General features: G+C 70.3%; 19 protein-coding genes. 14 read left to right on the top strand and 5 right to left on the bottom strand.

Going from position 1 to position 20,848, the window contains the following annotated elements; all coding sequences use genetic code 11:
• Positions 1-15 precede the first annotated feature (15 nt).
• The 12 genes from ABIA32_RS04480 (at position 16) to pstB (ending at position 14,152) form a co-directional block, all read left to right on the top strand.
• On the top strand, positions 16-1,182 hold the full coding sequence (locus ABIA32_RS04480; RefSeq protein ID WP_370092489.1) for a S1C family serine protease: 1,167 nt from the start codon (positions 16-18) through the stop codon (positions 1,180-1,182).
• 60 nt (positions 1,183-1,242) lie between these two features.
• Positions 1,243-1,968: a response regulator transcription factor gene (locus ABIA32_RS04475; protein WP_370092488.1), complete on the top strand. Its 726-nt coding sequence runs from the start codon at positions 1,243-1,245 to the stop codon at positions 1,966-1,968.
• Entirely contained in the window at positions 1,965-3,383 is a 1,419-nt protein-coding gene (locus ABIA32_RS04470; RefSeq protein WP_370092487.1) for an ATP-binding protein, read from the top strand. Before ABIA32_RS04475 ends, ABIA32_RS04470 begins: the two co-directional genes overlap by 4 nt.
• Before the next feature lie 43 nt (positions 3,384-3,426).
• Positions 3,427-4,626 (top strand): MFS transporter, encoded by a 1,200-nt coding sequence (locus tag ABIA32_RS04465; RefSeq protein WP_370092486.1) that lies wholly within the window; start codon positions 3,427-3,429, stop codon positions 4,624-4,626.
• 175 nt (positions 4,627-4,801) lie between these two features.
• Complete coding sequence (mshD, locus tag ABIA32_RS04460) at positions 4,802-5,650, top strand: mycothiol synthase (RefSeq protein WP_370092485.1); 849 nt, start codon at positions 4,802-4,804, stop codon at positions 5,648-5,650.
• A gap of 153 nt (positions 5,651-5,803) precedes the next feature.
• Complete coding sequence (locus ABIA32_RS04455; protein WP_370092484.1) at positions 5,804-7,999, top strand: RNA degradosome polyphosphate kinase; 2,196 nt, start codon at positions 5,804-5,806, stop codon at positions 7,997-7,999.
• Between the two features lie 55 nt (positions 8,000-8,054).
• Complete coding sequence (locus ABIA32_RS04450; protein ID WP_370092483.1) at positions 8,055-9,122, top strand: CHAD domain-containing protein; 1,068 nt, start codon at positions 8,055-8,057, stop codon at positions 9,120-9,122.
• 47 nt (positions 9,123-9,169) lie between these two features.
• Positions 9,170-9,577, top strand: coding sequence for an NUDIX hydrolase (locus ABIA32_RS04445; RefSeq protein WP_370092809.1), 408 nt, complete (start codon positions 9,170-9,172; stop codon positions 9,575-9,577).
• 301 nt (positions 9,578-9,878) lie between these two features.
• Positions 9,879-11,033 (top strand): phosphate ABC transporter substrate-binding protein PstS, encoded by a 1,155-nt coding sequence (pstS, locus tag ABIA32_RS04440; protein WP_370092482.1) that lies wholly within the window; start codon positions 9,879-9,881, stop codon positions 11,031-11,033.
• 165 nt (positions 11,034-11,198) lie between these two features.
• Positions 11,199-12,248, top strand: a complete 1,050-nt coding sequence (gene pstC / locus ABIA32_RS04435) for a phosphate ABC transporter permease subunit PstC (RefSeq protein ID WP_370092481.1) — start codon at positions 11,199-11,201, stop codon at positions 12,246-12,248.
• Positions 12,248-13,318 (top strand): phosphate ABC transporter permease PstA, encoded by a 1,071-nt coding sequence (gene pstA, locus ABIA32_RS04430; RefSeq protein WP_370092480.1) that lies wholly within the window; start codon positions 12,248-12,250, stop codon positions 13,316-13,318. The genes pstC and pstA overlap by 1 nt, the downstream gene beginning before the upstream one ends.
• A 57-nt stretch (positions 13,319-13,375) precedes the next feature.
• Positions 13,376-14,152, top strand: coding sequence for a phosphate ABC transporter ATP-binding protein PstB (gene pstB / locus ABIA32_RS04425; RefSeq protein ID WP_370092479.1), 777 nt, complete (start codon positions 13,376-13,378; stop codon positions 14,150-14,152).
• A gap of 269 nt (positions 14,153-14,421) precedes the next feature.
• Here the strand turns inward: pstB and ABIA32_RS04420 are convergent, their stop codons facing one another.
• The gene (locus tag ABIA32_RS04420; protein ID WP_370092478.1) at positions 14,422-15,417 is read right to left on the bottom strand and encodes an anion permease; all 996 of its coding nucleotides are present in this window, start codon (positions 15,415-15,417) and stop codon (positions 14,422-14,424) included.
• Positions 15,418-15,424: 7 nt separating this feature from the next.
• A complete protein-coding gene (locus ABIA32_RS04415) occupies positions 15,425-16,045 on the bottom strand; it encodes a DUF47 domain-containing protein (RefSeq protein ID WP_370092477.1) in 621 nt (206 codons plus the stop codon).
• Positions 16,046-16,291: 246 nt separating this feature from the next.
• Between ABIA32_RS04415 and ABIA32_RS04410 the strand changes: the two genes are divergently transcribed.
• Entirely contained in the window at positions 16,292-16,627 is a 336-nt protein-coding gene (locus tag ABIA32_RS04410; protein ID WP_370092476.1) for a metal-sensitive transcriptional regulator, read from the top strand.
• A gap of 10 nt (positions 16,628-16,637) precedes the next feature.
• Here ABIA32_RS04410 and ABIA32_RS04405 read toward each other — a convergent pair whose 3' ends face one another.
• Positions 16,638-16,844: a hypothetical protein gene (locus ABIA32_RS04405; protein WP_370092475.1), complete on the bottom strand. Its 207-nt coding sequence runs from the start codon at positions 16,842-16,844 to the stop codon at positions 16,638-16,640.
• A 151-nt stretch (positions 16,845-16,995) separates the two neighbouring features.
• Positions 16,996-17,859 (bottom strand): hypothetical protein, encoded by an 864-nt coding sequence (locus ABIA32_RS04400; RefSeq protein WP_370092474.1) that lies wholly within the window; start codon positions 17,857-17,859, stop codon positions 16,996-16,998.
• A gap of 427 nt (positions 17,860-18,286) precedes the next feature.
• On the opposite strand from ABIA32_RS04400, the gene ABIA32_RS04395 reads away from it, so the two are divergent.
• Positions 18,287-19,897 (top strand): FAD-binding oxidoreductase, encoded by a 1,611-nt coding sequence (locus ABIA32_RS04395; protein ID WP_370092473.1) that lies wholly within the window; start codon positions 18,287-18,289, stop codon positions 19,895-19,897.
• Between the two features lie 133 nt (positions 19,898-20,030).
• Here the strand turns inward: ABIA32_RS04395 and ABIA32_RS04390 are convergent, their stop codons facing one another.
• Complete coding sequence (locus ABIA32_RS04390; RefSeq protein ID WP_370092472.1) at positions 20,031-20,735, bottom strand: phosphatase PAP2 family protein; 705 nt, start codon at positions 20,733-20,735, stop codon at positions 20,031-20,033.
• Positions 20,736-20,848: the final 113 nt, after the last annotated feature.

Raw genomic sequence — 20,848 nt, 5'->3', positions numbered from 1 at the left:
GCGGACTGTACTTCCATGAGCGAGACGCCCCGGAACCACGCAGACGACCCGTACACCTCCGCTGTGCCGCCGTTGCCCGGGTACCACCCCACCGCCGGGCACGCGGCGCAGCCCCTCGAAGGCACGGTCCACCCGTCCTCCGAGCAGCAGCCGCAGCAGCCTCAGCCTCAGCCGACGGAGCAGACGCAGCCGCAGGCCGGCTACTACTTCAGCGCCGAGCAGCCGCCGGTCGGGCCGCCGCCCGCTCCTTCCGCCCCGCCCGTCGGTGACGGCGCCACCCCGCCGCGCAGGCGGATGAAGCGGCCGATCGCTCTCGTCGCCGCCGTCGCCGTGCTGTCCGCCCTGGCGGGCGGCGTCGCCGGCGGACTCATCAGCGAGAAGACCACCGACCAGGCCAGCTACAGCACGAACGCCGTCGTCACCGGCGACAGCTCCGGCACCTCGAGCAACACCGCTGCGATCGCCAAGGCCGTCTCCCCCGCCGTGGTCCAGATCACCGTCACCAGCGGCAGCAGTGAGGACATCGGCACGGGCATCGTGCTGACCTCGGACGGCCAGATCCTCACGAACTACCACGTGATCGCCAACGCCGCGGGCAGCAACGGTGGCACCGTCAAGATCACCTTCAGCGACGGCAGGACCGCGACCGGCACCGTCGTCGGCACGGACGCGAGCCTCGACGTGGCGGTGATCAAGGCCAACGGCGTCAGCGGCCTGAAGACCGCGTCGCTGGGCGACTCCAGCAAGGTCGCCGTCGGCGACCAGGTCGTGGCCATCGGCAACCCGGACGGCCTGACCGGCACGGTCACCTCCGGCATCGTCAGCGCGCTGAACCGCCCGGTGAAGGTCGACGTCAGCCCGACGACGACGCAGAGCAACGGCGGCTTCGGTCTCCCCTTCTGGCAGGGCGACAACAGCCGCTCCAACCAGCCGAGCTCTGGCCAGACCGCGTCCTACAACGCGATCCAGACGGACGCCTCGCTCAACCCCGGCAACAGCGGCGGACCGCTGCTGAACTCGCAGGGTCAGGTCGTCGGGATCAACGCGTCGATGTACTCCTCCTCGGGCAGCAGCTCCGGCTCCTCGCAGGCGGGCAGCGTCGGTCTGGGCTTCGCGATCCCGATCAACGCCGTCAAGGCGGTCCTGCCGCAACTGCAATCCGGGCACAGCATCACCGGCTGAGGCCCGCCGTAGCGGACAATCAGCACAACACCGACTGACGATGCACGAGGAGCAACGGGGATGACAGCCACCGAGTCCGACGCGCCGGCCCGGGTCCTGGTCGTGGACGACGAGCCCGCGCTGCGGGACGCGCTGGAGAGCAGTCTGGCCTTCGAGGGCTACGAGGTGATCACCGCCTCGGACGGCCTCGAAGCGCTGGACACGGTGGCCGAGCAGCAGCCCGACCTGGTCCTCCTCGACATCATGATGCCCCGCATGGACGGCCTCACGGCCGTCCGCAGGCTCCGCGCACGCGGCGAGACCGTGCCGGTGCTGATGCTGACAGCGCGCGACGCGGTCGGCGACCGCGTCACCGGCCTGGACGTGGGCGCGGACGACTATCTGGCGAAGCCCTTCGAACTCGACGAACTCCTCGCACGCGTCCGCGCGCTCCTGCGCCGCTCCGCGCTGAGCGTCGGCACGGGCGCCGACTCGGGCGAGACGGACGAGGTGCTCTCGTTCGAGGACCTGACCATGAACACCACGACCCGCGAGGTCACCCGCGCGGGCAAGCCGGTGGAACTGACGCGCACGGAGTACATGCTGCTGGAGATGTTCCTGGCGCACCCGCGCCAGGTGCTGACGCGGGAGCAGATCCTCAAGGCGGTCTGGGGCTTCGACTTCGAGCCCTCCAGCAACTCGCTCGACGTGTACGTGATGTACCTGCGCCGCAAGACCGAGGCCGGCGGCCTGCCGCGCCTCGTGCACACCGTACGCGGTGTGGGTTACGCGCTGCGTGCGGCATGAAGCGCTGGCGCAACCTGACCCTCCGGGGGCGGCTGTCGGTGCTGACGGCGGCGGTGGTCTCGGTGGCGGTGGTGATCTGCTGCTCGCTGGCCTGGTTCGCGGCGCGCGAGCAGATGAACAACCAGGTGGATGAGACGCTACGACAGTCGTGGTCCACGCAGGGCGGAATCCAGTCGCTCGGCAACTGGTGCTCCGAGACGCGCCCCTTCGACCGCTCCCAAGCTGTCACCACCGTCATCACCCCCGACGGCCTGCTCTGCGGCGGTGGGGACAGCGCAGTGAAGCCCACCGAGGCGGACCGCGCCGTGGCAGCCTCGGGCACATTTGGACACGACGCGGAAACCACGATCCACGACGGGACGACGTACGGTGGCACGCCCATCCGCGTCTACTCCGTGAGCCTGGGCACCTTCAAGATCAACGGGCAGCCCACAAGCCTGGCGGTCTCCTTCGCCCAGCCGTTGAAACCGGTCCACTCCGCGCTGGCCCAGCTCGGGCTGATGCTGCTTGCACTGGCGCTGATCATCATCGCCGGGGCAGTGATCGCCGCCTGGTACGTCGCCCGGACCGGCCTCAAGCCCGTCGATCAGCTCACCGCCGCCGTCGAGCACATCGCCCGCACGGAAGAGGTGGGAACGACGATCGAGGTCTCCGGCAAGGACGAGATCGCGCGCCTCAGCCAGTCCTTCAACAGCATGAGCACCGCGCTGGCCAGCTCGCGTGAGCGGCAGTCGCAGCTGATCGCGGACGCCGGGCACGAGCTGCGCACGCCGCTGACCTCCCTCCGGACCAACGTCGACCTTCTCGTCCGCAGTCAGGACACCGGCCGCGCTCTGCCGCCGGAGACGCACACCAAGCTGCTGCGCAACATGAAGGCGCAGATGGGCGAGCTCTCGACGCTCATCGGCGACCTGCTCGAACTCTCCCGCCCGACCCGCCCTAGGGGCGGAACGCCGCTCGCGGTCGTCCCCCTGCACGACATCGTCGCCCGCGCGCTGGACCGGGCCCGGCTGCGGGGCCCCGGCCTCGAGTTCACCGTGGACGTCGAGCCGTGGTTCGTCCGCGCGGACGCACACACGCTCGAACGCGCCGTGATCAACCTGCTCGACAACGCCGTGAAGTTCTCCCCCGCGGGCGGCACGATCGACGTCGGCCTCCGCTTCGGCACCCTCACCGTCCGCGACCACGGCCAGGGCATCCCGGAAGAGGACCTCTCCCACGTCTTCGAGCGCTTCTGGCGCTCCCCCTCCGCCCGCCAGCTCCCCGGCTCCGGCCTCGGTCTCTCGATCGTGGCCCAGACGGTCCACGACTGCGGCGGCGAAGTCTCCCTCTCCAACGCCGCCCCGGGCACCCTCGCCACCGTCATACTCCCCGGCGCCCCAACCCCTCCCCCGGAGCTTCCGTCCAGCATCTGAAACGAACTGTCCCACTATATGAATACTGCGCCATCATGCCGACATGACCACAAGTCAGCGTGATGTCCCCGCGCACCCCGTAGCCGCAAGCCCGCCGCCCGCGTACAGGCGATGGGTGATGCTCGGGCTCGGGACTGCCGCGCAGACGGCGGCGTTCGCGTTCGTGTACGGGATGCCGTATCTGATCCCCGCGCTGCGCGGTCAGGAAGGGCTGAGCCTGGCGCAGGCCGGGGTGATGGTCGCGTGTCCCACGGCCGGGCTGCTGTTGTCGCTGTACGCCTGGGGGGCCGCCACCGATCGGTACGGGGAGCGGTGGGTGCTCGCCACCGGGCTGGGGTTGGCGACGGCGGCGCTGGCCGGGGCGCTGATGGTGCACGGGCTGGTCGCGCTCGGGGTGCTGTTCGCGGTGGCCGGCGCGGCGGGCGCGAGTGTGTCGGCGGCGAGCGGACGCGTTGTGCTGGGGTGGTTCGCACCCGAGCAGCGCGGGTTCGCGATGGGAGTACGGCAGACGTCCACGCCCCTGGGGATGCTGGTCGCGGCCGTCGCCATCCCGCCGATCGCGGCGGCGCACGGGCTGCGCGGGGCGGTGCTGTTCGTCGCGGTGCTGAGCGGGGTGATGGCGGTGCTGACGGCGCTGTTCGTCGTCGACCCGCCGAGGGCCGCGAGCGGCGCGGCGCAGGGCGAGAAGCCGGAGAACCCCTACCGGGGCGGAACGCTGTGGCGGATCCACGGGGCCAGCGCGCTGATGGTCTGGCCGCAGTTCACCGTCGGCGCGTTCGGGCTGGTCTACCTGACCGACGTCCGGCATTGGCCTGCGATCGCCGCCGGTCAGCTGATGGCCTGCGGCCAGGGCGTCGCGGCGGCGTGCCGGATCGGCGCCGGGCGCTGGTCGGACGCGGTGGGGAGCCGGCTGAAGCCGATGCGACTGCTGGCGACGGCCGTCGGGGTGCTGGCGCTGGCTCTGAGCGTCGCGGGCGGGAGCGTCGCGGTGGTGCTGCTGGTCGTGCTGTGTGGCCTGTCGGCCAGCACCAACGGGCTCTCCTTCACCTCGGTCGCGGAGCGGGCGGGCTCCCACTGGGCGGGCCGCGCGCTGGCGGTGCAGAACACCGGCCAGAACCTCACCGCGTCGCTGGCTCCGCCGGCGGTCGGCGCGCTCATCAGCTCCGCTGGGTTCGCACCGGCCTTCGGGCTCGCGGCAGCGTGCGCCTTCGCCTCGATCGCTGTACTCAGGCACGTGAGGTAGTTGCACCATCAGGGGCGCGGGGAACTGCGCGAGAAACCACCGACACGCGGATGGTCCTCAACGCGCAGGGCCATCCGCACAGGGTGGTTGTTCGCGCAGTTCCCCGCGCCCCTGGAAGTGCAACTTCCCACCGTCCTCAAGCTCGCCGCCGCCTGAAAGTCATAAGGTCGAACGTATGGACACCACAGAGCGTGAGGAGATCGCCGCGCTGATCGCGCGCGCGGCGGAAGCCGACGGGCGGCAGGCGGTATCCGAGCAGGGCCGGCTGGCCCTGCGCAGCGGGCGGGCCGATGTCAGTCATCTGACCGCCAGGGACGAGCGCGGTGCGCTCCTCGCGTACGCGCAGATCGACGCCGAGTGGACCGCCGAGTTGGTCGTCGATCCCGCGCGTCGACGCGAGGGCCACGGCAGGGCGCTGCTCCAGCGCACGCTCCGCACCGGTGCCCGCAGGGTGTGGGCGCACGGCGGGCACCCCGCCGCGACGCGGCTCGCCGCGGAGTTCGGGCTGGAGCTGACCCGCGAACTGCGGCAACTGCGACGGACCGGCCCCGCGCCGGAGGTCCCTCCGCTGCCTGCGGGCGTGTCCATCCGGACGTTCGAGCCGGGCCGGGACGAGGAGGCGTGGCTGCGGGTCAACGCCGCCGCCTTCGCGCACCACCCCGAGCAGGGTGGGTGGACCGTCCAGGACCTGGAGGACAGGGAGAAGGAGAGCTGGTTCGACCCGGCCGGCTTCTTCCTCGCTGAGCGCAGCGGCCCCGGCGGCGAGCTCGTCGGGTTCCACTGGACCAAGGTCGAGGGCGGACTCGGCGAGGTCTACGTCGTCGGGGTGAGTCCGACCGAGCAGGGAAGCGGACTCGGCAAGGTGCTGACCGCCGTCGGACTGCGCCACCTGGCGGAGGACCGCGGGCTGTCGACCGTACTGCTCTACGTGGATGCCGATAACCCGGCCGCACTGCGGGTATACGAAAGGGCGGGATTCACGGTGCACGAGGTGGATCTGGTGTTCAGCGTCCCTGAGGACTGAGCCGACACGACGCGCAGGCGACCGACTCAGCTTTCCTGCAGGCCACGCTGTATTTACCTTGAGTTCAAATGCCGTTGCAAAGATCACGAAATGCAATCCGTTCGGCCACCGCGGCGACCCGCGGATGACGCCGTGCAGGAGGAGCCAACCGAGATGACAGCCCAGCCTGCAACCAGTCAGCCGTCCAGCGTCGCCGCCCCGCTCCCCGGCGCCGTCCTCGTCCCCGAGAACACCGTCCTGGCCGAGCTCGACGAGGACCTGCCGCAGAACCGCTTCCTGGACCGCGAGCGCAGCTGGCTCGCCTTCAACGAGCGGGTGCTCGAACTCGCCGAGGATGCGGAGACGCCGCTGCTGGAGCGGGCGAAGTTCCTGGCGATCTTCGCAAGCAACCTGGACGAGTTCTTCATGGTCCGCGTCGCGGGCCTCAAGCGCCGCATCGCGACCGGCGTGGCCCAGCGCAGCGCCAGCGGGCTGCAGCCGCGTGAGGTGCTGGACCTGATATGGACCCGCTCGCGCGAGCTGATGGCACGGCACGCCGCCTGCTTCCACCAGGACGTGCTGCCCGAGCTGTCCGCCGAGGGCATCGAGCTGGTGCGCTGGCCCGAGCTGACCGACAAGGAGCAGGGCCGGCTTCTCGCCCTCTTCCGGCAGCAGATCTTCCCGGTGCTGACGCCCCTCGCCGTGGACCCCGCGCACCCGTTCCCCTACATCTCGGGGCTCTCGCTCAACCTTGCCGTGGTCGTCCGCAACCCGGTCAGCGGGCACAAGCACTTCGCGCGCGTGAAGGTGCCGCAGTCGCTCTCCCGCTTCCTTGAGGCGTCCCCGAACCGCTACGTCCCGCTCGAGGACGTCATGGGCGCGCACCTGGAGTACCTCTTCCCCGGCATGGAGGTGCTGGCCCACCACGCCTTCCGGGTGACCCGGAACGAGGACCTCGAGGTCGAGGAGGACGACACCGAGAACATCCTCAAGGCGCTGGAGAAGGAGCTCATGCGGCGCCGCTTCGGCCCGCCTGTGCGGCTGGAGGTCGAGGAGTCGATCGACCCCTACGTGCTGGACCTGCTGGTCCGCGAGCTCAACATCTCCGCCGCCGAGGTCTACCCGCTGCCCGGACCGCTCGACCTCACCGGCCTCTTCGCGCTCGTCGGCGCCGACCGGCCGGAGCTGAAGTACCGGCCCTTCGTCGCGGGCACCGCCCGCGGGCTGACCGAGGTGGAGTCGGCGTCCCAGCCGGACATCTTCGCCGCCGTGCGCGAGCGCGACGTGCTGCTGCACCACCCGTACGACTCCTTCTCGACCTCCGTGCAGGCGTTCCTGGAGCAGGCCGCCGCGGACCCGAACGTCCTCGCGATCAAGCAGACGCTGTACCGGACCTCCGGCGACTCGCCGATCGTCGACGCCCTGATCGACGCCGCCGAAGCGGGCAAGCAGGTGCTGGTCCTGGTGGAGATCAAGGCGCGCTTCGACGAGCAGGCCAACATCAAGTGGGCCCGCAAGCTGGAGGAGTCCGGCTGCCACGTCGTCTACGGCCTGATCGGGCTGAAGACGCACAGCAAGCTGAGCCTCGTCGTGCGCCAGGAGGGCGAGACGCTGCGCCGCTACGCGCACGTCGGCACCGGCAACTACCACCCCAAGACGGCCCGCCTCTACGAGGACATCGGCATCCTGACCGCCGACCCGCAGGTGGGCGCGGACCTCTCGGACCTGTTCAACCGCCTCTCCGGCTACTCGCGCCGCGAGTCCTACCGGAGACTGCTGGTCGCGCCGCGCTCGCTGCGCAAGGGCCTGATCGAGCGGGTCCACGACGAGATCGCGCACCACCGGGCCGGGCGGCCGTCCCGGATCCAGATCAAGGTCAACTCGATCGTCGACGAGGCCGTCATCGACGCCCTCTACCGGGCCTCGCAGGCCGGCGTGCCGGTGGACGTCTGGGTGCGCGGGATCTGCGCGATCCGGCCGGGCGTGCCGGGGCTCAGCGAGAACATCAGGGTCCGCTCGATCCTCGGGCGCTTCCTCGAACACTCGCGGATCTTCGTCTTCGGCAACGGCGGCGACCCCGAGGTGTGGATCGGCAGCGCCGACATGATGCACCGCAATCTGGACCGCAGGATCGAGGCGCTGCTGCGGGTCACCGACCCCGGCCACCGCTCCGAACTGGTCGGCCTGCTCGAACTCGGCATGGCCGACGACACGTCCTCCTGGCACCTGGGGGCGGACGGCGCCTGGACCAGACACGCGCACGACGCGGACGGACGTCCGCTGCGCAACGTCCAGGAGCTGCTCATCGACTCCCGCCGCCGGGCCCGACGCGGCGCGGACGGCTGGGGGCCCGGTGCCGGGTCCAGCTGAAACACCACCACGCTTACCAGAGCCGACCCACGCGAACGCAACGGGGATTCACCGAATGACGACCGAGATCGAGCCACCCCCCGCAGGGTCCTCCTCGGCCGAGAGCCTGCTCGGCACGCACCTCGCCGAACAGGCCGGGCGCTTCCTGCGCGCACTGCCGGACGTCGACCTCGGCACGCTGCGGCGCGTGGACGGCGCGCTGCACGGCTTCGGCGGCCTGCTGGACCCGGCCTGGGGCGAGACGCTGCGCGGCGACCTCGCCGCGCTGATCGTCACGCTGGGCCAGGAGCGCGGCTACGCCCGCAGACTCACCCGGCTGCTGGCCGCCGTCGACTCGCTGACCTGCACCGACGTCGCGGTTCCGCTGCCCAGGACGGCCGAGTCCGGCTCGCCCGCTGCCGCTGCCGCGGCCGAGCCGCCCGTCGGCGGTCTGCTGGCGCACCACCCCGGCGCGCCCAAGGCGCGCGCGATGCTGGAGCGCCAGCTCACCCTGGCCCGGTCCCGCAGCCACACCGCCGCGCTGCAGGAGCTGGGCTCCGCGCGGTTCCACTCGCTCGCGGACCGGATGACGCTGCTCGTCTCCGACCTGCCGCTGCGCGCCCCCGGCGCGGGCCACCCGCCGGAGCGGCTGCTCGCCTACGCGGCCCGGATGGGCGAGGCGCTGGAGCTGACCGTTTCCCGGCTGCCGCTGGAGCGCGCCGCCCTGCCCTACAACGGCGACGCCCTGCACCGGGTGCCGCTGCGGGCGTCCACCGATCCGGCCGGCCAGTCCGCCCACGACGACGCCGCCTGGACCAGGGTCGGCGCGGCGGTCCGCTACGCCCGCTACGCCCTGGAGGTCTGCGGCCCGCTGCTCGGCGAGCGCGCCGAGGAGCCGCTGGCCGGGCTGGCGCGGCTGGCGGGTGAGCTGGAGCGGCAGCAGGAGGCCGTGGACGCGGCCGAGGCCGCCGCGCTGGCGGCGAGAACGCCCAGAATCACCCCGGCCACCGCCTACGTCCTCGGCGTGGTGCATGCTGATCAACGTCTGGAGGTCGAGGCCGCGCGTCACGCTTTCAGCCGTACCTGGCCCGATTTTCTCAGCTCCGGATGGCTCACCGACCCATGGCTCGCGCGATCGACCTGACCAGCCCCCGCAAGAAGCAGCAGAAGAAGGACCGGGTTCCGCCCAGCATGGATGTGGTCAAGGCGGCCGGCGTCGTCCTGTGGCGCGAGCGGCGCAAGAGCGGCGACGGGGTCGAGATCGCCCTGGTGCACCGGGCCAAGTACGACGACTGGAGTTTCCCCAAGGGCAAGCTGGAGATCGGCGAGAGGCACCGTGAGGCCGCGCTGCGGGAGGCCTTCGAGGAGACCGGGATGAAGGTCCTGCTCGGGCAGCGGCTGCCGACGCAGCACTACCTGGTCAGGGACAGGGTCAAGCGGGTCCGCTACTGGTCTGCGACCAGGCTGACCGGCCGGTTCGTCCCCAACCGCGAGGTCGACGAGCTGTGCTGGCTGCCGGCCGCCGAGGCCCGTGCCAAGCTCAGTTACGAACACGACCGGGCCCTGGTCGACGCGCTGCTGGAGCAGCTCGGCGCCTGAGGTCCCGCAGGGGCCTTCAGGGGCGCGAGGAACTGCGCGAGAAACCCACCCTGGACGGATGGCCTGCTCGCTCGGGATCTGACCTCCCCGGGTGGCTTGTCGCGCAGTTCCTCGCGCCCCTGAAGGCCCCTGCCGTGACCTTGTCGTGGCGAAACCGTTACTACTGGTCTGCGTATCCCGGTGTCCGACGTAGGTTCACCCTCCGTTCATTTGCGCAGGCCGAACGCTTCACCTCCCCTGCCTAACTTCGGTGACATCGGAGGCCGAACGGCCCCGCGACCACCTCGAAAGGGATCACCAAGTGAAGCTCCAGCGCAACGGCCGCACCAAGGCCCTCGCCATCGGCGCCCTTGCGGTCGTCAGCTCGCTGACGCTCGCGGCGTGCGGCTCCGACAACAACACCACCACCAGCGGCAGCGGCTCCGCCGCGCCGAGCTCGACCACCTCGGCCGCCTCCGCGGACTGCAAGGGCGCGACCGGCCAGCTGCTGGGCGCCGGCTCCACCGCGCAGGCGAACGCGATGACCCAGTGGGTCAAGGACTTCCAGGCCAAGTGCTCGGGTGTCCAGATCAACTACCAGGCCACCGGTTCCGGCGCGGGCATCACCGCCTTCGAGAGCGGCAAGGTCTCCTTCGCCGGCTCCGACGCCGCGCTCAAGGACGCCGACATCGCCAAGACCGCTTCGGTCTGCACCGGCGGCGGCAAGGGCATCGACCTCCCGATGATCGGTGGCCCGATCGCGATCTCCTACAACCTGCCCGGTGTCACCGGCCTGGTTCTGGACGCGCCCACCCTGGCCCAGATCTTCACCGGCAAGATCACCAACTGGAACGACGCGGCGATCAAGAAGCTGAACCCCTCGGCTCAGCTGCCCAACCTGCCGATCCAGACCTTCCACCGCTCGGACGGCTCCGGCACCACCGCGAACTTCACCGCGTACCTGGCCGCCGCCGCCCCCAAGGACTACACGCTCTCCCCGAACAAGCTGTGGCAGGCCCCCGGTGGCCAGGCCGCCGCCGGCTCCTCCGGCCTGGCCGCCCAGGTCAAGCAGGTCAAGGGCTCGATCTCCTACTTCGAGCTGTCCTACGCGACCCAGGGCAACCTGGCCACCGCCTCGATCGCCACGGGTGCCTCGGCGCCGGTCGCCGTCTCCACCGACGCCGCCTCCAAGGCCGTCGCGGACGCGCAGTTCGCCAAGCCGGGCACCCCGGACCTGGCCCTCAAGCTCGGTGGCGCCTACACCACCAAGTCGGACGGCGCCTACCCGATCGTCCTGGTGACCTACGAGATCGCCTGCGACAAGGGCAACAAGGCCGACAGCCTGCCCACCCTCAAGGCCTTCCTGAACTACATCTCCAGCGACGCCGGCCAGTCCTCGGTGACCGGCCTCGGCTACTTCCCGCTCCCGGCCAACCTGGCCACCCAGGTCAAGACCCAGATCGCCGCGCTCGCCTAAGAACGCTGCCGAACGGGCCGGGGGCCGGCGCACACCGCGCCGGCCCCCGGCCCCGGGACTCATCACTGAATGTCACGCCACCGAGCCTCGAACGCTCCCTCACGTCCGGTGCACCGCCGCCAGGCGCCCTCCCCGCAGGGATCGCGCCACCAGACCGGAGATCTCATGGAATCCCCACGCAACACCAGCGCTCCGCCACAGAGCGGACCGCAGGACAACCAGACTTCTGACCACCTCGCCGGCAGCTCCCCCCGGCGGGGCCGCTCGGCGTTCTCCGCCCCCGGCAAGTCCCGCATGGGCGACACGCTCTTCGCGGGCGCGTCCAAGGGCAGCGGCGTCCTGCTGCTGGTGATCATGGCCGCCATCGCGGTCTTCCTCACCTGGCGCTCGATCGCCGCGGTCAACGCCGACAGCGCCAACTTCCTGACCACGGCCGACTGGAACACCCAGGTCGACCCGATGGTCTTCGGCATCGCCTCGATCGCGCTGGGCACCATCATCAGCGCCGTGGTCGCCATGCTGATGGCCGTGCCGGTCGCGATCGGCATCGCGCTGTTCATCTCGCACTACGCTCCGCGCCGGATCGCCCAGGCCCTCGGCTACGTCGTCGACCTGCTGGCCGCCGTGCCCTCGATCGTCTTCGGTCTGTGGGGCGCGCTCTTCCTGGTGCCGCACATGAGCGGCGTGAACGCCTGGCTGAACGACTACTTCAGCTGGACCTACGTCTTCAAGCAGCAGCTTCCCGGCTCCCAGCCGCGAAGCCTGTTCACCGTCGGCGTGCTGCTGGCGATCATGATCCTGCCGATCATCACCGCGGTCTCCCGCGAGATCTTCCTCCAGGTGCCGCGCGCCCACGAGGAGGCCGCGCTCGCGCTCGGCGCGACGCGCTGGGAGATGATCCGCACGGCCGTCCTGCCCTTCGGCCGCTCCGGCATCATCTCGGCGTCCATGCTCGGCCTCGGCCGCGCGCTGGGCGAGACGATGGCGGTGGCGACGGTCCTCTCGCCGTCCTACATCCTCCAGTTCCACATCCTGGACCCGGGCGGCTCGACCATCGCCCAGAACATCGCCTCGCAGTTCAACGAGTCGCAGGGCCTCGGCCGCGACGCGCTGATCGCCTCCGGCCTGGTGCTGTTCGTGATCACCCTGCTCGTCAACGGCGGAGCGCGGCTCATCATCGCCCGTCGCAAGGAATACTCGGGAGCTGACGCCTGATGAGCAGCAGCCTTACGCACGCGCGGAACTCCCTGAGCTCCCCCCTGACCGAGCGTCGCCTGCCGAAGTGGATGCCCGCCGCGAACGCGGCCCTGGCCCTGCTGCTGGCGGTCGCCATCGGCGCGGGCTTCGGCCTCAGCAGCAAGCTGCAGTGGGGCCTGATCGCCGCGATCCTCTTCGTCGGCATCCAGTACCTCGCCTCAACGGCCGTCGAGGGCCGCCGCCACGCGAAGAACACCCTGGCCACCAGCCTGGTCTGGGTCGCCTTCCTGCTCGCCCTGCTCCCGCTGGTCTCCGTGCTGTGGATGACGGTGAGCAAGGGCATCGGCGTCATCAACGTGAACTTCCTGACCCACTCGATGAACGCGGTGGGCCCCAACGACAAGGGCGGCGGTCTCTACCACGCCCTGGTCGGAACTCTGGAGCAGGTCGGCCTGGCGTCGCTCTTCGCGGCTCCGGTCGGCATCCTGACCGCCGTCTACCTGGTCGAGTACGGCCGGAACGGCAAGCTGTCCAAGGCGGTCAGCTTCTTCGTGGACGTGATGACCGGTGTGCCGTCGATCGTGGCGGGCCTGTTCGTCCTGTCCTTCTGGATCATCATCCTCAACATGCCGTACACCGGCTTCGCGGGCTCGATCGCACTGGCGATCCTGATGCTGCCGGTCGTGGTGCGCTCCACCGAGGAAATGCTCAAGCTCGTCCCGAACGAGCTGCGCGAAGCCTCGCTGGCCCTCGGCGTGCCGAAGTGGCTCACCATCCTCCGCGTCGTGCTGCCGACCGCTCTTGGCGGCATCACCACCGGCGTGATGCTGGCCATCGCCCGCATCATCGGCGAGACCGCGCCGATCCTGATGCTGGTCTTCGGCGCCGACGCGATCAACATGGACCCGTTCAACAACCCGCAGTCCTCGCTCCCGCTCTACGTGTGGACCGAGTACTCGCGTGGCACCGACCAGTCCCAGGCGCGTGCCTGGGGCGGGGCGCTGGTCCTGATCGTGGTGGTCATGGTGCTGAACCTGGTCGCGCGGGGCATCGCCCGATGGAAGGCGCCCAAGAGCGCCACGCGCTGACGTGCTGACGCACGGGCATACGGACATCCAGAAGTTTCAAGAAAGCGATTGAACATCATGGCCAAGCGCATCGACGTCAGCGGACTGAACGCGTACTACGGCAACTTCCGGGCCGTGGAGGACATCTCCATGGTCGTCGAGCCCCGCTCGGTGACGGCCTTCATCGGCCCGTCGGGCTGCGGCAAGTCCACCTTCCTGCGGACGCTGAACCGCATGCACGAGGTGATCCCGGGCGCCCGGGTGGAGGGCAAGGTCCTCCTGGACGACGAGAACCTGTACGGCACGAACGTCGACCCGGTCGCCGTGCGCCGCACGGTCGGCATGGTCTTCCAGCGGCCGAACCCGTTCCCGACCATGTCCATCAAGGAGAACGTGGCCGCCGGCCTCAAGCTGAACGGCGTCCGCAACAAGAAGCTCATCGACGAGTCGGTCGAGCGCTCGCTCCGCGGCGCGAACCTCTGGAACGAGGTCAAGGACCGCCTGGACAAGCCGGGCGCGGGCCTCTCCGGCGGCCAGCAGCAGCGTCTCTGCATCGCGCGAGCGATCGCGGTGGAGCCGCAGGTCCTGCTGATGGACGAGCCGTGCTCGGCGCTGGACCCGATCTCGACGCTGGCGATCGAGGACCTGATCGGCCAGCTGAAGGAGCAGTACACGATCGTGATCGTCACCCACAACATGCAGCAGGCCGCGCGTGTGAGTGACCGGACGGCGTTCTTCAACCTGTCGGCCGTGGGCCAGCCGGGCCGCCTGATCGAGATCGACGCGACGGAGAAGATCTTCTCCAACCCGTCGGTCCAGGCGACGGAGGACTACATCTCGGGTCGCTTCGGGTGATCTCCCAGATTCCTTCGTGGCGCTACTAGGCGGTGCCGCCACGGAGGTAGCAATACGGAAGGCCCCTGCTCCTGTACTGGAGCGGGGGCCTTTCGTTTTTACTTGCGCCTCCGGCGTGGGCGCGACAGGTCACGACAAGGGTCAGTCGCACTTCCAGGGGCGCGAGGAACTGCGCGACAAGCCACCCGCGCAGGTACTGATCCGAACGAGCAGGGCCATCCGCACAGGATGGTTGTTCGCGCAGTTCCCCGCGCCCCTGGACAGTGCAACTAACCCACGATCGCCCAGCTGAGCCAGTAGACGAGCGCAGCGACGATGCCCGCGGCAGGCAGCGTGATGAACCAGCCCATGACGATGTTCTTCGCCACGCCCCACCGCACCGCGCGCACGCGCTTCGTCGCGCCGACGCCCATGATCGCGGAGGTGATCACGTGGGTCGTCGAGACCGGGACCTTGAAGGCGTAGGACGTGATGTAGAGGATCGACGCCGCCACCGACTCGGACGCGAAACCCTGCGGGGGGTCCAGTTCGATAATCCGTCGGCCCAGCGTCCGCATGATCCGCCAGCCGCCGGCCCACGTGCCCAGCGACAGCACGATCGCGGTGCTGAACTTGACCCAGAGCGGGATCGAGTCGCCCGTCTGGTGGCCGGAGATGACCAGGGCCAGCACCACGACGCCCATCGTCTTCTGCGAGTCCTGCAGGCCGTGGCCGAGCGCCATCGCCGCCGCCGAGACCGTCTGCGCCATCCGGAAGTTCCGCTTGGCCTTGTGCGGGTTCACCCTGCGGAAGATCCACATGATGGCCAGCATCAGCAGGAAGCCCAGGATCAGACCCGCGATCGGAGAGGTGATCATCGGAATGATGATCTTGTCCCAGACCCCGGACCAGATCACCTCGGTCCCGCCCGCCAGCGCAGCGCCGATCATGCCCCCGAAGAGCGCGTGCGAGGAGGACGAGGGGAGTCCGAAGTACCAGGTGATCAGGTTCCAGGCGACCGCGCCGATCAGCGCCGCCCAGAGGATGACCAGCCCCTGGGTACCCGTCGGCGTCTCGATGATCCCGCTCGTGACGGTCTTGGCCACACCCGTGCCCAGGAACGCGCCGGCCAGGTTCATCACCGCGGCCATCAGCAGCGCAGCCTTCGGCGTCAGCGCCCGTGTCGAGACGGAGGTCGCGATCGCGTTCGCCGAGTCGTGGAAGCCGTTGGTGTAGGCGAAGCCGAAGGCCACGCCGATGACCAGTACCAGTCCGAAGATCTCCACGAGCGGTTCAGGACTCCTTGACGGCGATGGTCTCCACCGTGTTCGCCACGTGTTCGAACGCGTCGGCCGCCTCTTCCAGCACGTCGACGATCTGCTTCAGCTTCAGCACCTCGATGGCCTCGTACTGGCCGCTGAACAGGTGCGCCAGCAGCTTGCGGTGGATCTGGTCGGCCTGGTTCTCCAGGCGGTTGACCTCGATCCAGTACTCCGTCAGGTTGTCCATCGTGCGCAGGTTCGGCATCGCGGCGGCGGTCAGCTCCGCGGCCCGGGAGAGCACCTCGATCTGCTGCTCGACGCCCTTGGGCAGGGCGTCGATCTCATAGAGGACGACCAGATCGACGGCCTCCTCCATGAAGTCCATGATGTCGTCCAGCGAGGAGGCGAGGGCGTAGATGTCCTCACGGTCGAAGGGCGTGATGAAGGACGAATTCAGCTGGTGGAAGATCGCGTGAGTGATCTCGTCGCCCGCGTGCTCGGCAGCGCGCATCCGGTCGGCGATCTCCGACCGAGCTGCGACGTCGGCGCCGAGCAGCTCCAGCAGGAGCTTGGAGCCGGTGACAAGATTGTTCGCCGAGGCGGCGAACATGTCATAGAAGCTCGTCTCCCGGGGGGTCAGACGAATTCGCACAAAAGTCTCCGAAGTACAGGGGCGGACGTAGCGATGCTAGGCGCTGCGCCGGGACATTGCGCACACCGGGGTGCAACGGCCGACACGGAGTACCTGAAATCATCCTTGCGTACGTACTGGTAGGGAGCACAGCGGCGGGGCCGGACGCAATAAGGGTCACGCGGATGCGCAAGGTTGTGATTCGAAGCACGGGTTTCGATATCCAGCCGTGACCGGTCCGCCGCGGCGAGCCCTACCATGGAGCGCATGGACGTCGTGGACGTGGACAGCCCGAACCAGGACCACCCGGGGCCTGTCGGCCCGCACGGGTACAGCGCGCGCAGAGACGACCACGTCAAGCGACTGCGCCGGATCGAAGGACAGGTCCGCGGTCTGCAGCGGATGGTCGAGAACGACACCTACTGCATCGACATCCTCACCCAGGTCTCCGCGAGTACGAAGGCGCTCCAGTCCTTCGCGCTGAGCCTGCTGGAGGAGCACCTCAAGCACTGCGTCGCGGACGCCGCCGCGCAGGGCGGCCCGGAGGCGGACGAGAAGGTGGCCGAGGCGACCGCGGCGATCGCCCGCCTGCTGCGGTCCTGACCGCTCAGGGTCAGGCACTCACGGCGGGTGGGTCGTCCTCTTCGCTGACGCGCTGCTGCGGCACGCGTGGCGCGATCGGATCGCCGTCACGTTCGACGCAGAGGATGGTGTCGATCCGCTCGGCCGTCAGCCGCTCGCCCGGCGTGGCAGCGGCGGCGATCATGAGGTCGCTGTACATCTCGATCTCCGCCAGGGCGACCGGGTCGTCCGTGGCCACGCGCGCCACCTCCTCCCAGGGCCCCGAACTCGTGGCCTACCGCTGCCGACGGGTAGTCAACTCTTTACAAGAGTAGGCAGCCCGTGCCGAGCGTGCATGGCACGTCTGGGCCATTTTGGGGACCGGCGGGCGCGGCCGCCTCTGCCCTGCGCTACTTGCTGCCCGGCTGAGCCGTGGGCGCGACGATGTCGCCGGTCGGCGGCAGCTCGACCTTGACCGGCGTGCCGAAGGCGGAGAACTGGCTCGTGGAGGTGACGACCACCTGGTCCTTCGGCGCCGTCGAGCCCGGGACCTGGGCGAAGGTGAAGACCTCGACCAGCTTGTCGATCCGGCCGTGCTCGTCGAGCCAGACGTCGTACGGCACCTTCTTCACCGTGAAGGTGTGCGCCGCGAGGGCGAGCCCAGCGGCGGCCGGGCCGGCCGTGGCCTTGGCCGAGGCGGTGAGGTCGAGCGTGCCCCGGTAGTGCTTGAGGACTACGCCGCCCGCCGTGGAGGTGTCCACGAGCGTGGCCGCCTGCGCGCCGCGTAGGGCGTCCGCCGCGCTGGCCGGATCCGTCGCGCCGCTGCTGACCAGATTGCCGTCGCCGAGCTGCTGGACCTGAAGTTTGATCCACTTGCCGGCCGGGACCTTGGCGCCGCTGTTCTGCAGATAGACCACGCCGGGGCTGACGACCTCGTTGAGCCGGCCTGGCGCGCCGGTGCCCGCGCCGGCGGGGACCTCGACCTGGATCCTGCCCAGATGCGCGGCGTAGTCGTAGGCACCCGTACCGTGCAGGGTCATCTGCTTGGTGGCGGAGACCGTGCGCAGCGTCGTGACGTCCTGCAGGAAGCCGTTGTGCCCGGTGATGTCCGCCGCCGCGCGGACGGCCGCCAGCGGATCGGCCGCAAGGTGGTCGGAGGCGGGGTCGACCGTCTGGGCGTCACTGCTCGTGCCCGGGGCGGCGCCGGACGAGCAGGAGCTGAGCGCGGCGACGGCGATCGCGGCGACGAGAGCGGCGCGGAACGGGCGAGACATCTTGTCCTCCTGGACACGGCGTGCGTGTGCGTTGTGAACAACGAGGCACGGGGAACAGGGTTACGGCCGTCCGGGTTACCGTTGAATCGTGACCAACGAAGCGGGTCCCGCCATTCCGGCCCAGCGACGTCAAGGGGAACCGATGCACCAGACGTCCGTGACGGAGAAGGGCGCATTCGCAGTGGCTCACTGCAGCTGTGGTTGGCACTCCCCCGCTCGCCGGTCCCGTGAGAAGGCCCGCAGGGACGCCGCCGAGCACCACGCCAACGCCGACGCGTAGCCACTGCCCGCCCGCTCCCGCTCCCCCTTCTCACGCTCCCTCGCGCGCCCCTTGTCGCGCCCCTTGTCGCACCCGCAGTGCAACCCTCTGGGCGGTTTCCTCGTCTACTCCCGCGTAACCACCGGGCGGGACGGTAGAAGGAACACCATGGGCGACCAGGGCAGCACACGTCGTAACCTCCTGCGCGCCGGCGGCGCGCTGGCCACAGGCGTCGGCATCGCCGCCTGCGCGGACACCCAGCGCAGGGCCTCCGCCTCGGCGTCCTCGTCGGCGTCGGGCTCCGCCTGGTCGACCGGATCCACCGGACCGGGCGGCACGACCGGGCAGCCGCTCGCGGCGACGGGCGGCAACTGGGCCGCGCTCGCCAAGGAGCTGACCGGCACGCTGATCCGGCCCGGCGACTCCCGCTACGGTGAGGCCGCCGAGCTGTTCCAGCCGCGCTTCGACTCGATCCGGCCCGCCGCCGTCGCCTACGTGGCCTCCGCGCAGGACGTCGCCATCTGCCTCGCCTTCGCCCGGCGCTACCGGGTGCCGATCGTCCCGCGCAACGGCGGTCACAGCTACGCGGGCTGGTCCAGCGTCAGCAACGGACTCGTCATCGACCTCGGCCGTCTGAGCGCCGTCCACGCGAGCGGCAGCGTGGGCGCGGGGGCGCGGCTCATCGACGTCTACAGCGGCCTCGCGGCGGCCGGGCGCACGATCCCCGCCGGATCCTGCCCGAGCGTCGGCGTCAGCGGCCTGACCCTCGGCGGCGGGGTCGGCGTGACCGGCCGGGCCAACGGCCTGACCTGCGACAGCCTGACCGGCGCGCAGATCGTGACCGCGGACGGCCGGATCCGCGAGGTCAACGCCCGTCAGGACGCGGACCTGTTCTGGGCGCTGCGGGGCGCCGGCGGCGGCAACTTCGGCGTGGTGACCCGGCTCGACTTCCGCACCCACGCGGCGGACGACTGCAGCTACGGCTTCCTCTCCTGGCCCTGGTCCAAGGCCGCCGCCGTGATCCAGGCCTGGCAGGCCTGGGCCCCGACCGCGCCGGACGCCCTCTGGGCCAACCTGCACCTCAGCGCCTCCTACGACGGCCGTCTGCGGATCGCCTCGACGGTCAACCTGCTGGGCGGCTCGCGGACCGAGCTCGGCAACCTGGTCGACCGACTCCACCCGAGCACGGCTTCGCTGCACAGCGCCTCGTACCTGACGACGATGCAGGTGATGGGCGGCGTCGCGGGCGAGTCGGTGGCGAAGGCGCACGTGCACGGCTCACTGCCTGGCCACAACCCGGCCGGTACGGTCGGCCGCTCCTCCTACGGCGCGCGCTCGGACTTCTTCACCCGCCGCCTCAGCGGCGCGGGCGCGGCGGCGGTCGTCGCGGCGGTGGCCCGCTACCCGCGCACGGCGCCCTCCGGCGGCCGCGCGGCGGTCGCCTTCGACGCGCTGGGCGGCGCGATCAACCGCGTCGGCGCGCGGAACACGGCGTTCGTGCATCGCGACGCGCTGTTCATGGCGCAGTACACGGCGGACTACCCGGCGGGCGTGACGGGCGGCGCGGCGGCGGACCGCGGCTGGGCCTGGATCAACGGCACGTGGAACGCGATGCGACCGTACGCGAGCGGCGAGGCGTACCAGAACTACATCGACCCGCAGCTGCGGAACTGGGAAGCGGCGTATTACGGCGCGAACGCGGCGCGGCTCCGCCAGGTGAAGCGCGCGTACGACCCGTCGGGGCTGTTCCACTTCCCCCAGGGCATCCCGCTGGGGTAGCGGGGCAGATCACAACGGGGGGACGTTGCACTACCTCAGCGGCGCGGGGAACTGCGCCAGAAACCCCCCCTGCGCGTTCGGGAACTCCCCACCTCGGTGGCTTGTCGCGCAGTTCCTCGCGCCCCTCCGGCGGCTACGCCGCCAGGTCCTGTGGGGGGTCCTGCGGAGCATCCGTTCCCACCGCGTGGACTGAGCTTCGGCGCCCACCGCGCCCACGCTCTGTGACGAGCGGGGCCAGCGACGAGCGAGTCAGCGCGTGGGTGAGCTGGGTGAGGACGGCCATCGCCACCGGCGCCAGCAACAGGACCGTCGCCGCGGCCAGCGCGAAGCCGCCCAGGATGTCCGAGGGATAGTGCACTCCGACGAACATCCGCAGCACGCCCTCCAGGCAGGCCAGGCCCACGCCGATCAGCCCGTACCTCCGGTTGAGCAACAGCAGGCCGATCGCGACCGCCATAGTGAAGGTCGCGTGATCGCTCGCGAAGGAGCCGTTCGCCTGGTGATCCATCAGCAGGTCGATCCGGCCGGGGTGGTCGACGAAGGGTCTGGGCCGCTGCACCACCGCTCGCACCGGGATGTTCATCAGCAGTGCGAGCCCCGCGGCCAGCCCCGCCCACAGCACGCCCGCCACCGCGACCGGCGCGTCCGCGCCCTTCCTGGCCCGCAGCCACACCCAGAGCAGCAGCAGGACGGAGGCCAGCGGCACGCCGTACTCGCCGAGGTACGCGAGCGCACTGTCCACGACGTGCGGCAGATGCCCGGCCAGCCCGTTGACCGCGGAGACCACCGACCAGTCGAGGCTCCCACCGCCACCGCTGTCCGCCAGTAGCGTGACCACCCCGCACCTCCGCTAACACTGCTGTGAGCCAGTAGCCGTCGAGCAACCCCCGTTGCGTCTTTGCACCAAGGTCAAGTGTGCTCGCCAAACAGCGGGCACAACGGAACGAATGC

Source organism: Streptacidiphilus sp. MAP12-20 (assembly GCF_041262525.1).
In the GTDB taxonomy this organism is placed as follows: Bacteria; Actinomycetota; Actinomycetes; order Streptomycetales; family Streptomycetaceae; genus Streptacidiphilus.
This window is presented reverse-complemented; position numbering and strand designations above follow the sequence as displayed.

What these genes read in the sequence shown, in the direction of transcription:
- ABIA32_RS04480 (WP_370092489.1), top strand. Translation starts at nt 16, where the DNA reads ATGAGCGAGACGCCCCGGAACCACGCAGACGACCCGTACACCTCCGCT.
- pstC (WP_370092481.1), top strand. Translation starts at nt 11,199, where the DNA reads ATGGAATCCCCACGCAACACCAGCGCTCCGCCACAGAGCGGACCGCAG.
- ABIA32_RS04450 (WP_370092483.1), top strand. Translation starts at nt 8,055, where the DNA reads ATGACGACCGAGATCGAGCCACCCCCCGCAGGGTCCTCCTCGGCCGAG.
- mshD (WP_370092485.1), top strand. Translation starts at nt 4,802, where the DNA reads ATGGACACCACAGAGCGTGAGGAGATCGCCGCGCTGATCGCGCGCGCG.
- ABIA32_RS04475 (WP_370092488.1), top strand. Translation starts at nt 1,243, where the DNA reads ATGACAGCCACCGAGTCCGACGCGCCGGCCCGGGTCCTGGTCGTGGAC.
- ABIA32_RS04395 (WP_370092473.1), top strand. Translation starts at nt 18,287, where the DNA reads ATGGGCGACCAGGGCAGCACACGTCGTAACCTCCTGCGCGCCGGCGGC.
- pstA (WP_370092480.1), top strand. Translation starts at nt 12,248, where the DNA reads ATGAGCAGCAGCCTTACGCACGCGCGGAACTCCCTGAGCTCCCCCCTG.
- ABIA32_RS04410 (WP_370092476.1), top strand. Translation starts at nt 16,292, where the DNA reads ATGGACGTCGTGGACGTGGACAGCCCGAACCAGGACCACCCGGGGCCT.
- ABIA32_RS04445 (WP_370092809.1), top strand. Translation starts at nt 9,170, where the DNA reads ATGGATGTGGTCAAGGCGGCCGGCGTCGTCCTGTGGCGCGAGCGGCGC.
- ABIA32_RS04400 (WP_370092474.1), bottom strand. Translation starts at nt 17,859, where the DNA reads ATGTCTCGCCCGTTCCGCGCCGCTCTCGTCGCCGCGATCGCCGTCGCC.
- ABIA32_RS04470 (WP_370092487.1), top strand. Translation starts at nt 1,965, where the DNA reads ATGAAGCGCTGGCGCAACCTGACCCTCCGGGGGCGGCTGTCGGTGCTG.
- ABIA32_RS04465 (WP_370092486.1), top strand. Translation starts at nt 3,427, where the DNA reads ATGACCACAAGTCAGCGTGATGTCCCCGCGCACCCCGTAGCCGCAAGC.
- pstB (WP_370092479.1), top strand. Translation starts at nt 13,376, where the DNA reads ATGGCCAAGCGCATCGACGTCAGCGGACTGAACGCGTACTACGGCAAC.
- ABIA32_RS04455 (WP_370092484.1), top strand. Translation starts at nt 5,804, where the DNA reads ATGACAGCCCAGCCTGCAACCAGTCAGCCGTCCAGCGTCGCCGCCCCG.